The 15,965-nt window shown below is 47.2% G+C and carries 14 protein-coding genes; 12 read left to right on the top strand and 2 right to left on the bottom strand.

The genetic code is table 11. The features are described from left to right. The first annotated feature begins 61 nt into the window (after positions 1-61). The 5 genes from V202x_RS19840 (at position 62) to V202x_RS19820 (ending at position 3,762) form a co-directional block, all read left to right on the top strand. The gene (locus V202x_RS19840) at positions 62-520 is read left to right on the top strand and encodes a DUF1257 domain-containing protein (protein WP_145178561.1); all 459 of its coding nucleotides are present in this window, start codon (positions 62-64) and stop codon (positions 518-520) included. An 11-nt stretch (positions 521-531) separates the two neighbouring features. Beyond that, the gene (locus V202x_RS19835; protein WP_145178559.1) at positions 532-738 is read left to right on the top strand and encodes a DUF2997 domain-containing protein; all 207 of its coding nucleotides are present in this window, start codon (positions 532-534) and stop codon (positions 736-738) included. Positions 739-770: 32 nt separating this feature from the next. After that, positions 771-1,781 (top strand): hypothetical protein, encoded by a 1,011-nt coding sequence (locus V202x_RS19830; RefSeq protein WP_145178557.1) that lies wholly within the window; start codon positions 771-773, stop codon positions 1,779-1,781. Between the two features lie 24 nt (positions 1,782-1,805). After that, the gene (locus V202x_RS19825) at positions 1,806-2,576 is read left to right on the top strand and encodes a tetratricopeptide repeat protein (RefSeq protein WP_145178555.1); all 771 of its coding nucleotides are present in this window, start codon (positions 1,806-1,808) and stop codon (positions 2,574-2,576) included. 103 nt (positions 2,577-2,679) lie between these two features. Beyond that, positions 2,680-3,762, top strand: coding sequence for a type IV pilus twitching motility protein PilT (locus V202x_RS19820; protein ID WP_145178553.1), 1,083 nt, complete (start codon positions 2,680-2,682; stop codon positions 3,760-3,762). Positions 3,763-3,794: 32 nt separating this feature from the next. Here V202x_RS19820 and V202x_RS19815 read toward each other — a convergent pair whose 3' ends face one another. Continuing rightward, complete coding sequence (locus V202x_RS19815; protein ID WP_197992986.1) at positions 3,795-4,964, bottom strand: substrate-binding domain-containing protein; 1,170 nt, start codon at positions 4,962-4,964, stop codon at positions 3,795-3,797. 143 nt (positions 4,965-5,107) lie between these two features. Here V202x_RS19815 and V202x_RS19810 point away from each other — a divergent pair, with 143 nt between their 5' ends. Further along, positions 5,108-7,693 (top strand): PSD1 and planctomycete cytochrome C domain-containing protein, encoded by a 2,586-nt coding sequence (locus V202x_RS19810; RefSeq protein ID WP_145178549.1) that lies wholly within the window; start codon positions 5,108-5,110, stop codon positions 7,691-7,693. 17 nt (positions 7,694-7,710) lie between these two features. Next, positions 7,711-9,117, top strand: a complete 1,407-nt coding sequence (locus V202x_RS19805) for a DUF1501 domain-containing protein (RefSeq protein WP_145178547.1) — start codon at positions 7,711-7,713, stop codon at positions 9,115-9,117. A gap of 198 nt (positions 9,118-9,315) precedes the next feature. On the opposite strand, the gene V202x_RS19800 is transcribed toward V202x_RS19805, so the two are convergent. Then, on the bottom strand, positions 9,316-10,221 hold the full coding sequence (locus V202x_RS19800) for a helix-turn-helix domain-containing protein (RefSeq protein ID WP_145178545.1): 906 nt from the start codon (positions 10,219-10,221) through the stop codon (positions 9,316-9,318). A 140-nt stretch (positions 10,222-10,361) separates the two neighbouring features. Between V202x_RS19800 and V202x_RS19795 the strand changes: the two genes are divergently transcribed. From V202x_RS19795 to V202x_RS19775, 5 genes are read left to right on the top strand one after another with little or no spacing between them, the layout of a single operon-like run. Next, entirely contained in the window at positions 10,362-11,441 is a 1,080-nt protein-coding gene (locus V202x_RS19795; RefSeq protein ID WP_145178544.1) for an SMP-30/gluconolactonase/LRE family protein, read from the top strand. Further along, on the top strand, positions 11,438-12,478 hold the full coding sequence (locus V202x_RS19790) for a peptidyl-alpha-hydroxyglycine alpha-amidating lyase family protein (RefSeq protein WP_145178541.1): 1,041 nt from the start codon (positions 11,438-11,440) through the stop codon (positions 12,476-12,478). Before V202x_RS19795 ends, V202x_RS19790 begins: the two co-directional genes overlap by 4 nt. After that, complete coding sequence (locus V202x_RS19785; protein ID WP_145178539.1) at positions 12,475-13,614, top strand: malate/lactate/ureidoglycolate dehydrogenase; 1,140 nt, start codon at positions 12,475-12,477, stop codon at positions 13,612-13,614. The genes V202x_RS19790 and V202x_RS19785 overlap by 4 nt, the downstream gene beginning before the upstream one ends. Next, positions 13,604-14,437: a cupin domain-containing protein gene (locus V202x_RS19780; protein ID WP_197992985.1), complete on the top strand. Its 834-nt coding sequence runs from the start codon at positions 13,604-13,606 to the stop codon at positions 14,435-14,437. The genes V202x_RS19785 and V202x_RS19780 overlap by 11 nt, the downstream gene beginning before the upstream one ends. Before the next feature lie 8 nt (positions 14,438-14,445). Continuing rightward, positions 14,446-15,918: an Nramp family divalent metal transporter gene (locus V202x_RS19775; protein ID WP_232098587.1), complete on the top strand. Its 1,473-nt coding sequence runs from the start codon at positions 14,446-14,448 to the stop codon at positions 15,916-15,918. The last annotated feature ends 47 nt before the right edge of the window (positions 15,919-15,965 follow it).

Genomic DNA, 15,965 nt, shown 5'->3' with positions numbered 1-15,965 from the left:
TTGAAACGAGATAAAAGGCAAGGAATAAGTATACATCCCGATTAATCCGAGGAGATTTATCATGAGTTCAGTCATTGTTGTGGCTCCCATCATTATCGCCAACTGGCCTGTCATCACGGCAGCGGTAGCGGCAGGTGTGGGCTCTTTAGGATTTTCAGTTGTCAATACAGCTGAACTCGAATCAGCGTTCAGTGAGAACATGACTCGCGAAGAAATTGAAGTCGAAAATAGTGAAGTTCTCGATGGTTCAGCAGGAACGGGAGAACAGATGGTTGTTGTAAAAGATGGTATCAAAGCAACCTTCACACGTGATGCACGAGGAGCACTGAAACTTTGTATGGAAGGCAAAGGGAAGTCTAAATCTGAGCTGCGTCAAATTGGTGAAGAATTAATGGGCCGTGTTACACAACAATACGCCTATCACCGTGTTGTCACAGAATTAAAAGAACGAAATATGACAATCGTTGAAGAAGGTATGACCGAAACGGAATCCGTTAAAATTCGTATTCGAAACTGGTAAAGGACTAAAACATGGCTCAAGAAGAACTTGAGATAGAAATCGATAAATTCGGTAAAGTCACCGTTAAAACAGTTGGTATCAAAGGCCCTCGCTGCCTGGATGTAGCTGAATCATTCGCTCAAATTCTAGGACAGGAAGAATCCCGTGAACTGACTAGTGAATATTATGAAACCGAACAACAGGTGCGATCTCATATCGATGTAAAACGAAAATACTAATTTTTTTTAATCATTAACCGCAGACTTTTTAGATGCAATGTCCAAGCTGTCAATTTGAAAATATGCCAGGGAGCGCCCTTTGTGCACGCTGTCGTACTTCTTTGAAGCTGGCAGACGCGACAATTGATGTAAATCCCCCGCGTGCTAAACCCAATTCGTTGCGCTTACCGGGCTGGGCACGATTAAAAATTGCATTATCAGAACGATTCTCGGGTCAAATAGATACTTCCATTGACTTTTTGTCTTACGGGGGAGCATTAAAGTTCAACAGGAGCATGCTATTTCGCTGGATCATCCCAGGCTGGTTGCAATTGACATTCAATCGCCCTCGACGGGCTTGCTTCTTTTTCTTTGGATACCTCTTCTTTTTATCTTCAGGTATTCTGCTTATGGGAACCCTTTTGGGGGCCTGGTTGATAGGTTTTGCTTTTGCTTTGCATTTCGGATCAATTACTGATGTTGTTTTTGCTGCCAAGACATCAGTCCAAGAAAGAATTAGTTCAGGATTCCTGATCGGCCTCTGCCTCTACTTACTATTTTATCTCCCTGTTGGATGGGGAATATCTCAAATCATACGCCCTCAAACCATGGTGAACGACTATGGCTCCTTTCGAGCAGAAGACATCTTGTGGGTCAGGCAGAACATACAACTAGCTCCAGGAGAATATGTTCATTATGTAAATTCAGAGGCCTTAATAAATAACACAACTCGTGAGCGAGTCCCCCAGTATCGAGTTACCGATACTGGAGTGAGCCGCGTGCTTGCAGGACCGGGACAAGAAGTGACTATCAAAGAAGGTGTTCTCTTTGTCGATGGTGAGATCAGCCCATTTCCAACTAGTAAGCGATTTGCCAAAGATCTCACGATTAGAGTAAGAGTTCCCTCAGATTCCTACTTTATTGATCCGACAGGACGGATTCCCGTAACCAATGCCTTAATCAGAGCGCAGAACATTAGACAAGTGTGTCTGATCCAATCCGGAAATGTGCGCGGCCGTGTGATATACCGTTCTTATCCGTTTTCGCGGATCACCTTATTCTAATCCTCGTTTACGAAAGCTGAAGTAGTGCGATTTGATAAATTGGAATTTGATTCAACTCCCGAAGAATCTGGTCGAGAGAATTCCGCTCCCATTGAGAAAGACTTTTCCCATTGGGTACGAGAGGCTGATCATAATCGTCGCATTGGCCAGTATGAAAACGCGTTACGCTATTATTCCCGCGCGTTAGAAGAAGATAAAACACACGTAATGGCATGGGTGGGACAAGTACAAATGCTGGTTCTACTCTCTGAGTACCCACAAGCCAAAATGTGGAGTCAGAAAGCACTGGAACTGTTTCCCAACAATCCAGATTTATTATCAGGACAATCTCAAGCTGAGTGCCGACTTGGTAATATCAAAGCGGCACATACTTTAAGCGATGCCGCAATCATGCAAAGAGGTGAATCTGCTTATCAATGGCAAGTTCGAGGTGAGCTCTCTGTCGCAACCAAAAAAACAGGTGATGTTATGAGTTTCGATAAGGCTTTTCTTGCCAATAATGATTGGTTGGTTTCTTTGGAAACTGCTCTGATCTACTTGTTTTATCGTTCTTATAGTAAGGCACAACAGCGGGCTAGAGTGGCTGTCGAGAAATCACCTGACTCATTTTATTGTTGGTACATTTTAGGAGTCTGTGGACAGAAGTTGGGATTCACTTCATCTGCCGAAATGAATTTTACACGTTGTTTAGAGCTTTGCCCAAACCACGTTGAAGCAGAACAACGCTTATTCGAGATCAATCAAAGTAGCTGGAGTGTAGGACGATTTCTTAAACGAATGATTGGTCGAAAATAGGAACGCAAAATGACGAACCGATTTTTATTGCATTCGATTCAATAAAGTTATGGCCAATGTTGGCTGAAAAATAAGATATTTGAAAAGCATTAGAAAGAATCCGATGAGTTGGACTCTGGAAAAGATCCTTAAAGGAGCACGCTCTTTTAAAGCAAGCGATATCCATCTGGTACGTGGGTTGTCTCCTTCACTTCGGATTAATGGTGATATCCGACCTCTTGAAGGTCACCCTCTCCTCAAAGAAGACCTGCTTGAACTCTATAACTCAATCATGAACGAGAAACAGAAAAAGTTCTTTGAGGAACACTGGCAAATTTGTTTTTCTGAGTATACCGAAGGTATTGGACGCTATCGTGTGAGTGTTTACTATCACTCTGGAGTTCCCGAGTTCTCGATCCGACTATGTGAATCTGATGTAAGAACAAAGGATGAATTAGGGCTTCCTCCCGTTATCGACGAACTGACGCGGATACCTAGCGGATTAATTCTGGTGACTGGACCAACGGGAATGGGAAAAACCACCACACTCAACTACATGATTCACTCGATTAATCAACAACGTCGCGCTAAAATAGTCACGATTGAAGATCCGGTTGAATATACTCATGACAATATTCGCAGCATTATTATTCAGCAAGAGGTATTAGGAGATGTGCTGAATTTCCAAAGTGCCTTAAGACACGTTCTACGGCAGGATCCCGATGTCATTGTCATTGGTGAAATGCGTGATTTAGAAACGATTGAAACCGCATTGATAGCTGCAGAAACAGGACATCTGGTTATAGCAACTCTGCATACTCCAGACTCAGTGCAAACCATCCAGAGAATTTATAGCGTCTTTCCCGCAGAACAACAAAATTCTATTACAGTCCAATTGGCCAACAGTATCCAGGCAATCATTTCACAAAAACTTCTTCCACATGCGACAGGTTCTGAGCGTTTACTTGCCTGCGAGGTTTGTATCGCCACCTCGGCTATCCGAAATCATATCCGGGAAAGACAGGTTCACCACATCTATAGTGAAATACAGACAGGTCGCAAATTTCAAATGAAAACGATGGACCAGATCTTAATGGAACTTTATCAAAGTGGTGACATCACTTACGACGTAGCCATTTCCAATGCGCGTGAACCAAAGGCGATTATGTCAGCATCAGCTACTTCTAGTGCAGGCGAATTCCATTAAAGCTCTGCCAAACAGCGAAAGAAGGAATTCGATTAAACAACCTTGCCACTTCGTGTCGAACGGCGGTACTGCGTTGGTGTTTGTTGTAGCTCACGGCGAAAGACACGGTTCATCGTTTCGACTTGTGAAAAACCACTCGCTGCGGCGACTTTCGGCATAGACCAATTTGTATTTGTGAGTAAATCTTGCGCTTTGGTAACGCGCAACCAGCGCAGCTCGGCGGCTGGGGAGCGACCAAGCACCTGACGGAATCGTAATTCCAAAGCACGACGTGATAACGGTACCTGACGTAAAACATCACGAACTTGTAATGGACCATAGGCATTTTTACGCAGAAATTCCAGAGCTTGCGCCAGTTCCCGATCATCCATAGCCAGTACATCAGTTGAATGGCGGGCCAACATACCAACCGGAGTGACAAGTTTCGGCTTTGTTTTTAGCTGCTTATTTGCTAAACAACGCGCTAGTAGAGCAGCCGCTTCATAACCAATACGCTCTGGTCCACAATCGACGGCCGATAAAGGAGGGTAAGAAATCTGACAGAAAAGCTCATCGTCTTCCCCACAAACGATTGCCACTTCCTCAGGAATCCGGAATCCGGCTGAGACACATGCTTCACAAAGGAGGTGGCCATGTACGGCATCCCAGGCAAGAATACCAACTGGTTTAGGAAGCGTTTGTAACCAGGCGCCCAATTCTGCAAGTGTCACATTTTGGCTGGAACGTTTACGACGCCACTGTTTGAAGTACTTACAAGTTCCTCCCCAACTGTGTACGACTTCCGCAAAAGTAGGTTCCATCTGATCTTCGTAATGAGGATGCTCTGGTACGCTGTAATATGCAAGTGAGCGAAATCCTCGTTCCAATAGATGTGTCGCAGCCAATCGCGCCGATTCACATTCATCAATCCGAACTTGTGGTATCGAAAATCCTGGTACGACACTTCGAGAAACATTGATTACCGGAATACCCAACCGTTTTAAGGCTGCAGCTTGTGTGCGGTGTGTCACACGTGTAATTACCCCCTCCACTTCCCAATGCCGGGGGACGCTGGAATGTTCACGAACTCCCCGTGGCTGTAAGAAAATCTGCCAGGAAGGTTGTTCGCGTGCAAATTGAGCCACCCCACGAATCACAAGGCTACTGAAAGTAACTGAAGTGTCAATCAATAAAGCAATTCTTTGTGGTTGGCTAGTTGACATACAAAGCTCGACCAGAAAAAAGCGTTTGCGCAAAACATCAAAATATTTGCGCATTATATCCTGTCTGATGTATCAGGTCTACATTATAGTTTATTCAAATGAGTGCTATGCCTCTTTTGACACAATTACTGGAGTAGATTGTCATGACACCCTTTCCCCGCTTTGTATCCAGCCAATTCTGGACTGCCTGGCTCGCCATTGTTGCTACAGTGATGATGGTTTTAATTCAAGACAGATCATCTATCGCTCAAGAAGTGCGATACAATCGAGATGTACTGCCCATCCTTGCGGAGAATTGTTTTACCTGCCATGGCTTTGATAAAACAAAACGCGAAGCCGGGTTACGGCTCGATTCTGAGAAGGGTGCTTTGGCAACGCTGGAATCCGGAGCACGGGCTATCATACCGGGGAAGACAGGTCAGAGTGCGCTCATTCAACGCATTTTCACCAAATACACTGATTTACTAATGCCACCCAAAGAGTCAGGGAAGCAACTCACAGCAGACCAACAGGAAATATTACGCCGTTGGGTAAAGCAAGGCGCTCAATACGAAGCACACTGGGCATTCATTCCTCCCCAATACCAAGAGCCGCCTGTAGTAGCTGGGGTTGATCATGCCATTGATCGCTTCATTCAGACACGTTTGGCGCAGGAAAAGATTACCCCCTCACCGGAAGCAAATCGATCGACGTTAATCCGCCGTTTGAGTCTCGATCTGATCGGCCTCCCCCCTTCACCATTGGAAGTTGACGCGTTCGTTAATGATCGTCGGACCGATGCCTATGAGCGAGTCGTTGACCGCTTGCTCGCTTCCGAGCATTTTGGTGAGCGTTGGGCACGCTGGTGGTTAGATCTCGCGCATTATGGGGACAGCGATGGCTATCTTCAAGATTTCCTTCGCCCTGTTGCCTGGCGATACCGGCAATGGGTGGTGGACGCGTTTAATCGTGATATGCCCTTTGATCAATTTACAATCGAGCAACTTGCAGGCGATCTGTTTCCGAATGCCACCGTTTCACAACGGACCGCTACCGGTTTCTTGCGTAACACATTGAGTAACCGTGAAGGAGGTGCAGGGCTCGAAGAATTTCGTGTGCGGCAAGTAATCGATCGTACTTCGACTGTGAGTACGACCTGGCTCGCACTCACTTTTGCTTGTGCTGAATGTCACGATCATAAATTCGATGCCATTTCACAGCGCGAATTTTACCAATTCTATGACTTCTTCAATAATGCAGATGAAGTAAACTTCAATGCGCCGCTACCCGGTGAACTGAAGCCCTGGCTCAAAGCAAAGCAGGTCTACGATCAAAAGCGAGGCAAGCGACTCGCACCGATTTCTGAGCCCCTTGCCACACTTCAGGCGGACTGGGAAAAACAAATCCTGCATGCCGAAGCACATCCGGGTGATGACTTTTCCTGGGATCGTAAACTGGAACTGTTAGGACTTCAGTGGGGGCAAAATCTGGGTGAAGGACAACTGGAAGGACTCAATATTATAAAGACACCTCTCGCACAAAGGACACAGGATCAACAAGATCGATTACTTGACTATTTTCTGGACAACATCCCTTCTGTTTACAATGCCAAAGCCAAGGAACTCAAACTGAGTGAAGTTCGTGCTCAGATCAAAACATGGAAAAACGAACTTCCAAAACTGACACGTGCTCCCGGGATGATGCAGTCGATCATTCCTAGGGCAACGCACATTCATATTCGAGGAAATTATCGTCGTCATGGTGAAAAAGTGAACGCAGGCACCCCAGCAGCTTTACCTCGACTTAACGCACACAAGAGTCAGCCAGACCGTCTCGCACTGGCACGTTGGCTGGTTTCACCAGAACATCCACTCACAGCGCGTGTCACAGTAAATCGTCTTTGGCAGGAGCTATTTGGTCGCGGTATCGTGGCAACGTCAGAAAATTTCGGGGTGCGTGGAGATCGGCCCTCTCATCCTGAGTTACTCGACTGGCTGGCTCTAAAGTTTCAGCAGCATAATTGGAGTACTAAAGAAGTACTACGTGTGATCGTGACTTCTCAAACTTACAAGCAGTCCTCACGTGCTCGACCGGAACTCGTAACACACGATCCTGATAATGAATTACTCGCACGACAGTCACGACTCCGTCTTTCTGCCGAAATGGTACGAGATTCGATACTCGAAATAAGCGGGCTACTTTCTCATACGGTTGGTGGCCCTAGTGTAAAACCACAACAACCCGATAGCGTCTCTAAAGCTGGCTATAGTAACGAGTGGAAGACAAGCTCGGGGGCAGATCGCTATCGTCGTGGTCTTTACACTTTCATTCAACGTACTTCCCCTTTTGCCCAATTCGTCACTTTTGATCTGCCAGATACCAGTAGCAGCTGCACGCGACGTGAACGTTCCAATACACCGTTGCAGGCGCTTAATCTATTGAACGACCCTGTTTTCCTTGAAGCGGCACGGTCGCTTACATCACGTGTCATGCGTGAGTCAAGAAGTTCCAATGAGAGCCGTCTCAACCATACGTATATGCTGGTCCTTGCGCGTCCTCCGCAACCAGCAGAATCGAAGAGACTACTCAAGTATCTTGAACAGCAGAAAACGCTGTTCAATAACGAACCATCTTCGATGCGCGAGCTACTACTGGAATCGACGCCCCAGGGTGATCCTGTGGAATATGCAGCGTGGATTGCGCTTTCCAGTGTATTACTGAACCTTGATGAAACGATTACTCGTGAATAACCATAGGAACCTAATCGATGTTTACTTCTAATTTCTCGCGCCGCGACTTCCTGACCCGGAACTCCCATGGATTTGGCGCAATGGCACTTTGGCATTTGCTTACGCAAGAAGGCCATACAGTCGCTTCTCAGACACACTTTAAACCTCGTGCGAAAAACGTGATCTTCATCTTCATGATGGGAGGTCCTTCACATATCGATCTATTCGATCCAAAACCAAAGATGGCTCCCTTACACGGCGAGCCGATCCCAGAGTCGCTCGTACAAGCTAAAAAGAGCGCTACCGGGGGAATACTCGAAAGAGTGATGGCCAGTCCCCGCAAATTTCAACGACGGGGACAAAGTGGAGTTGAGATTTCTGAACTGCTGCCACACACTGCGAAAATGGCAGACGAGATATGCCTCATTCGTTCGATGCACAGTGAGCAGAGCAATCATGATCCCGCACAATTATTGATGCACTGCGGTACGCCACTGTTTGGTAATCCAAGCATTGGTTCGTGGGTCAACTACGGACTTGGTAGTGCCTGTAAGAACCTGCCGGGCTATATGGTCCTCACATCGGATGATGGTCACGGCTTGGAAGGTGCTGGCAGTTCGCTTTGGTCCAGTGGGTTTATGTCTTCGACCTATCGTGGCGTCAGGTTCCGTAACTCCGGCGATCCCATTCTCTATCTCAAACGTCCAGATGGCATCAGTGCTTCAACACAACGCGCTCGACTTGACGTATTAAGTGATGTCAATCAAATGCATCAACAGTCTACAGGTGATACCGAGATTGCCTCACGCATCGCCTCCTATGAGATGGCCTTCCATATGCAAAGTGCCGCCCCAGAGTTGCTCGATTTCAGTAAGGAGACTGCTGCTACGAGAACCATGTATGGGATTGATGCTGAAAAAACGCGTTCCTTCGGAACGAACTGTTTGTTAGCACGTCGTATGGTGGAACGGGGCGTGCGTTTCGTGCATTTAGTTCATTCAACATGGGACCATCATAGTTCTTTGGATAAGCGTCTCGAGCTCAATTGCGGTATGACGGATCTGCCTGCCGGTGGCTTGCTCAAAGACCTGAAGCAACGCGGCTTGCTCAATGACACACTCGTTGTTTGGGCGGGTGAGTTTGGCCGTACTCCCATGGGTGAAGTCCGCCGCGGTAGCACCGCTGGTAAAGAAGGACGCGATCATCATCCGAATGCCTTCAGTCTCTGGATGGCAGGCAGCGGATTGAAACGCGGTCACGTCCATGGTCGTACCGATGACTTTGGTTTTAACATCGAAGAGAACCCCGTTCACGTTCACGATCTCCAGGCCACCATTCTCCATCTCCTGGGCGTCGACCACGAAAAGCTGACGTACCGCCACAGTGGTCGCGATTATCGTCTCACTGATGTGGCTGGAAATGTAGTGAAGGAAATCATTGCTTAAATTGAGGATCGCCTCAGAGTGATTTACAAATCACCTACAGTTTTTTTGCAAGAGAATGGATTGTCCAAATACTGTTCCGGTTTCTGATCAGGTAAACGGGAATAGGAATCTGCTACTGATAACATTGTTATCAGTATTTTTTTGATAAATGAAAAGCTTTCCTGAAGAACTGCCGCCTGGCATCATCATTCCAATGACTTACCGCTGCTTGCGAAAGTCGGACGGTGTTTCCCCCGTGTGTTTTCGAAATGTCTGACTAAAGTAGGTTGGTGAAGAAAATCCCAGCTTGCTGCTTACCTGATCGATAGTCAGGTTAGGATCACAGAGCAGTCGTTTGGCTTGCCAGATTTTGAGTTCGTTGAAGTAGGCCATGATTCCACAACCAAATGTGGTTCGAAAAACTTCTTTGGCTTGTGTTGCGCCCACATGAACTGCTGCAGCCACTTCAGCAATTGTTAATCGATCATTCACTCGACTGAGCAAAAGACGCCGAATCTGCTGTGCCACATCATGTTGGGATTCGTTGATTAATTCTGGTGACAAACGTTCGAGAATAATCGATAAAAATGTCCACAGTCGCCCGGTCACTCCCAGCTTTTTCCAGGGACGCTCAATCGTAAGCTGGTCAGCAATTTGCCAGAAGGCATGTTGCAGGTCTGGATCACCCGAGGAACTGAAACAATGAACGTCTTGAACTAACTGACCTAACTCACCACAGGCTTCAACAACACCCGAACCGGCTGACCAGCGGCCTGGGTGATCGGTATCAATCAGAAACGAAATGGTCGCCGCTGTGTGTGTCCCAGAATTAGACCAGAAGTGATGAGTTCCAGGAGCAAGAATGCAGAAGTCGCCGGCATCAAGTGTGTAATCACCAATAGAAGTCTTTAATGTAAGTGGGCCTTGAAGGCTTCCGTGCATCGCCATAATGGAGTGACTGTGTTTTTGAGTGATTGTCCCCGCAGGAAAGTGTCCCGACCTGAAATGGACAAACGGTCGTGTCACAGGAAGTGAGTATGCTAAATAGCTCTTGTCGACGTCAATCAAGAGATCTGCGTGATTTGAAGATTCTTTTTGCGATCCAGAAACGCGTGATTTCTTCATTGTGGTGTGCCTGGGTATTTTATCTCTCGTCCGATTTCAACTGACATTCGGCTGATTCTGATTTCACAGTATATGCTGAGCAGACCTAGAATAACATTCTGTTACAACTTTAAGTATATCAGCTTCCAGAGGACTCCGAAATGCGCTGGATTGTTTTAACTATTACCATTCTGATTTGCAATTGCGTAACCTCACCATTCATTCGAGCTGACGGAATTAAGCAGAACCCTATCTTTCCCGACAATGTGAAACTGGAATTGCTATTTACTCGTCAAGCAAAAATCAACAGCGGCTTGACAGAAGGACCTGCAGTCGCCCCCGATGGGAGCATTTATTTTACCGATATGCCTTTTGGGAAAGCGGATCATGGTATGATTCTCCGCTTTGATCCCAAAACACAACGAACAACAGTATTCACGAATGATAGTGGTAAATCAAACGGACTGGCCTTCGATACAAATGGGTTCCTGATTTCATGTGATGGAGCAGACGGGGGCGGTCGGCGCCTGATTCGCTGGGATTTAAAAACAGGCAAAGGCACAACTCTCGTTGATCGCTTTCATGCAAAACGCCTCAATGCACCCAATGATCTGTGTATCGATTCACAAGGTCGAATCTATTTCACAGATCCCCGCTATATTGGTGATGAACCACGGGAACTTAAATATCGTGCAGTATATCGTCTCAACAAGGATTTAAGCATTATCGAAATCACACGCGATGTGGAAAAACCAAATGGCATCACACTCAGCCCGGATGAACGGACCCTTTACGTGGGAGACCATAATAACGGCAGTGATGGAATCAACGTTGCCCCCAATGCCCCACCACCCACCAAAGGTGCGATGAAGGTTTATGAATTTCCACTCGACAAAAACGGATTGATTTCGGGACCGCGACGCACTCTGGTCGACTTCGGCAAGCAAGCCGGATGCGATGGGATGACCGTCGATGCGCATGGCAATATTTATCTTACGTGTCGAAGTCTCAAAAAGCCCGGACTGATGGTCATTGATCCGCATGGAAAGGAACTTGCATTTCTACCAACCGGACCGACCGACCAAAGCGGTGAGTTTGAAGACTGGAGAGGCATCCCCAGTAATGTCGAGTTTGGAATCGGCGACGAGAAGAATATTCTCTATGTGACAATTGATAAGAGTCTGTACCGAGTGCGAGTAAAAACAGAAGGGCATCACCCTACACTGCGGAGAAAACAATGACGATTGACACATCTAAGGATCAAAATGGCGCGACAGTTGAAGTCGGTGAGAATGCGTTCCGCTATCGGGTCTCAACGAAGTGGCCAAGTTTGCCCTCAGACTTAGATCTGGTCGAAGTCACTGCGGTGGCAACGGATTCACAGGACCAAGTCTATGTGTTTAATCGAGGTAAGCATCCTGTTGCCATCTTTAGCCCGGAAGGCGAGTTCATCGAATCTTGGGGGGAGGAAGTTTTTGCCCGGGCACATGGGATCACGATTGGCTCGGATGACACGGTTTACTGCGTTGATGATCTGGATCATACAGTGAAACAATTTTCAACTGATGGTCAGTTACTGATGACATTGGGAACCAGCGGACTTTACTCTGATACCGGTGCAACCAGCGTCGATTATCGAAACATTCAACGTGCCGGCCCCCCTTTTAATTTTCCGACCAATCTGGCAATCTCTCCCAGCGGCGACCTCTACATAACCGATGGTTATGGTAACGCACGAATTCATCGATTTTCCGCTGATGGTAAATTGCTACTCTCTTGGGGAGAACCTGGAGATGGTCACGGGCAGTTTCAAATCCCACATGGTATCGCCATCGATCGCAATGAAAATGTTTATGTTGCCGATCGAGAGAACAGTCGCATTCAGATCTTTACGGCCGATGGTCAATATAAGGATGAATGGAATGATGTCGCCAGACCATGTGAAGTTTTTATCGGTGACGATTCCAACGTGTATGTTGCCGAACTTGGTTTTCGTGCGGGAATGTGGTCAGGCACACATCCACCAATTCCGAATGCCACAGGCGGGCGAATGAGTATCTTTAATTTAAGAGGAGAGCTACAGTCCCGCTGGGGAGGTGGTAAGACTCCCTGCGCGCCGGGAGACTTCTTTGCCCCGCATGACGTTTGGGTTGACTCGCACGGTGATGTTTATGTTAGCGAAGTGACGATGTCTGCGGGCGGCAATCGTGGACTTGTTTCCCCCAACTGTCATAGTCTCCAGAAATTCATTCATCAATCTAAAAAGGTTCCACAATGAAATTCCAACACGAACAGCTGATAACACTCGCTGAAGAGATTTTTATCAAAGCTGGCTGCAAACACGACGTGGCGCATCAAGTTGGAAAACGCCTCGTCGAAGCCAATCTGGTAGGACACGATTCGCACGGAGTGATTCGGATACCTTCGTACGTGGAATGGTTGCACGATGGCAAGGTTCTTGCGAATCAGTCCATTCGAATTATCTCTGAAAATGATGTGATCGCTGTTGTCGATGGACAATTCGGCCTGGGACAAATCGTCGGCGAAGAAGCGATTCAACTGGGCATCAATAAAGCAGCCCAACATGGTGTCACCGTCATCGCCTTGCGAAATTCAGGGCATCTGGGACGCATTGGCGACTGGGCGGAGATGGCGGCAGAAGCTGGAATGCTCTCCTTGCATTTTGTCAACACCAGTGGTGCAGGGATGTTGGTTGCTCCCTTCGGTGGAATTGACCGTCGGCTCTCTGCGAATCCCTTCACCGCAGGCGTGCCTACCGGAGACAGCAAACCGATCATCCTCGATATGTCAGCGTGTACGGTCGCGGAAGGGAAAATTCGTGTCGCACTCAACCAGGGAACAATGGTTGAAGATGGTTGTTTGATTGATTCAGCAGGAAATCCAACCAACGACCCCAGATGCTTTTATGGAGATCCTCCCGGTGCGATTCTTCCAATCGCCGGCCATAAAGGCTCCGGCCTTTCACTGATTATTGAAATGCTCGCGGGCGCCCTCACTGGCAGTTCCTGCACAAATCCGAAAAATGCTTCGCGCGTAGCCAATGGTATGTTGTCCGTAATCATTGACCGTCGTTTCTTTGGATCTGATAATGAATTCTTTCCAGAAGTAGAGCGTTTTATATCATTCGTAAAGAGTTCACGAACCATCAACCACAATGGTGAAATTCTTATGCCAGGCGAACTGGAACAGCGCACCAAAGCCCAGCGTTTAGAACAGGGAATCGAATTGGATGAGATCACCTGGAAACAGATCTGTACCACTTGTCGATCACTCAATATCGAGCATGGTTTTATTGAGTCCAACGAGACAAATCCAGCATTCCATGACAGTCAGATTTCCATTCCGGGCTGTGAACCAGTTTCGAGCAAGTCGGGGAGTCGAGATGAAAGATAGAACGCTACAACAGGAACGCCTGGAAGCCATTATCTCAAGCAATGAGTCAGCAACCGTTCCCTTGGCTGATGGTGTTGAGCTCAGGCCTCTCGTTTCGAGCACTCTGGGAGCACGAGGACTTTCTACGGGGATTGTTACTTTTCAATCGGATGCGATGCTTCCAGCTCATCGTCACCCAGTCAGCGAAGTCATAATACCGATTACGGGAAATATACATGTCATTGTTGAAGGACGACGTTACAAGATTGGTCGGTATGATGCTTTCCATGTGCCAGCGGGCGTAGCACATTGGGTTCAAAATGATTTGAGTGAACTGCCTGTTTCCTGCTTCAGCGTGTTCGCCAGCGAGGAGCCAAAACGCGAATGGGTAGAAACCAGTTTTATAAACAAAGATTGTACTGAAACCGATTCCTCTGTAACGGAAGACTTAATCCGGTTTGAGTCTGCCCCTGATTATGAATTAGCACAAAACGCACTCTTTCGCGATCTGTTTGCTGGCCGGTTTGGATCACGGGGTATTTGTGGTGGTTACGGTATTTTCCAACCCGGAGCTTCGCTACCCTGCCATATCCATGGTTTTGATGAATCGATTACAATCGTCGAAGGGACGGCCGTTTGTCAGGTAGCGGGACGTGAATATGGACTGTCAAATTGTGATACAGCTTGTATTCCTGAAGGACGACCCCACCGATTTATCAATCGTTCGGATCAAGCGATGGCAATGATCTGGGTCTACGCCGGTGATGAGCCAGATCGGACGGTATTAGAGCAATGTTGCTGCGAAGAATCATTCATCAAACAAGCTTGTGAGTCAGACAATTAGAAAAGGACATGATGAATTCAGATTCTCATCAACAACCGAAATCAATGCGATTCGGGAACCTTGCTCCCTGGAATGAAAGCGATTTGCCTGCACCACCGCCGTTCTCGGTACGCAACCTGTTTCGTACAATTGGGCCGGGAGCAATCTTGCTTGCCGGATCAATTGGCGGCGGTGAGTGGCTCATCGGTCCTACCATTACGGTGAAGTATGGTATGGACATTCTCTGGATCGCAACCGTCGCCATCGCATTGCAACTTCTCTTTAATCTGGAAGCCATTCGTTACACGTTATACACGGGCGAGCCAATTCTGGTGGGAATTATGCGATTGCGACCGGGTTCTAAATTTTGGGCCTCTGGTTACATCTTCGCCACAATTGCTCAACTAGGTGTCCCGGCATTGGCCGCAGCTTGTGCATCGGTGCTTTTTGCCTCTTTTGCAGGTCGTATGGCCGGTGATGGGGATACAACCATTCTCCATTACCTTACTTATACCGTGATTTTGATAACGGTCGGCATTCTGCTCTCTGGCAAAACTATTGAACGCATGTTGGAATATTTTTCATGGATCATGATCTCATTCATTTTTTCGTTCCTCACGCTCGTCAATGTCTTATTTGTACCCTTTGAGCATTGGATGAAGACACTCACAGGATTCTTTCAGTTTGGAAGTCTCCCGGCTGATGTCGATCTGTTATTACTGGCGACCTTTGCCGCAACGGCCGGTTCCGGAGGCATTGGAAACCTAGTGATCACCAACTGGTATCGTGATAAAGGATTCGGAATGGGAGCCAAAGTCGGATCGATTACGAGCGCTTTCAGCCACAGTGAAATGAAACTCTCTCCCGTTGGTAAGGTATTTCCGATCAATAAAGAGAATCTTCATAACTGGAATTCCTGGTGGAAGTATGTCTCAGCCGATCAGATCTGGCTGTGGGGAATGGGATGTCTTATTGGAATGTTTCTGAATGTAAATCTGGCAACAGCAGTCATTCCCGAAAACACGAATATGGATCACATGGCAGCTGGTGCTTTTCAGGCACGCTACATGGCAGATCAGCTTTGGAGCGGATTCTGGATTCTGGCTCTCTTGAACGGATTCTGGGTGTTGATGTCAACTCATTTGAGTAACACGGACGTCCTGATTAGAACGGTTACAGACATCGTCTGGGTGGCGAGTCCCCACTTGCGTGAGCGTCGCAAGATGAGCGTCAGTCGTCTCTATTACTCTTTTCTGGCAATCGCGACTGTCTGGGGCCTCTTTGCCGTCCACTGGGGGCATGCCATTACCTTGTTTAAAATCCTGGGTGCAATTGCTGGCCCGGTCCTGGCAATTGCCGCCATTCAAATCTTGATCTTGAATACAAAACTCCTGCCTCTGGAGTTACGTCCCCCCATTTGGCGTCGATGCGCTTTGGTGGTTTGTGCTCTTTGTTATGGATGTTTGTCTGCTGCACTCCTATGGAATTTGTTTTTTGAGTGAATTGAGTAAATCTTTTTCGTATAATGAGATAGTTCGTAGAGCCTCGG

The organism is Gimesia aquarii, assembly GCF_007748175.1.
Lineage (GTDB): Bacteria > Planctomycetota > Planctomycetia > Planctomycetales > Planctomycetaceae > Gimesia > Gimesia aquarii_A.
This window is presented reverse-complemented; position numbering and strand designations above follow the sequence as displayed.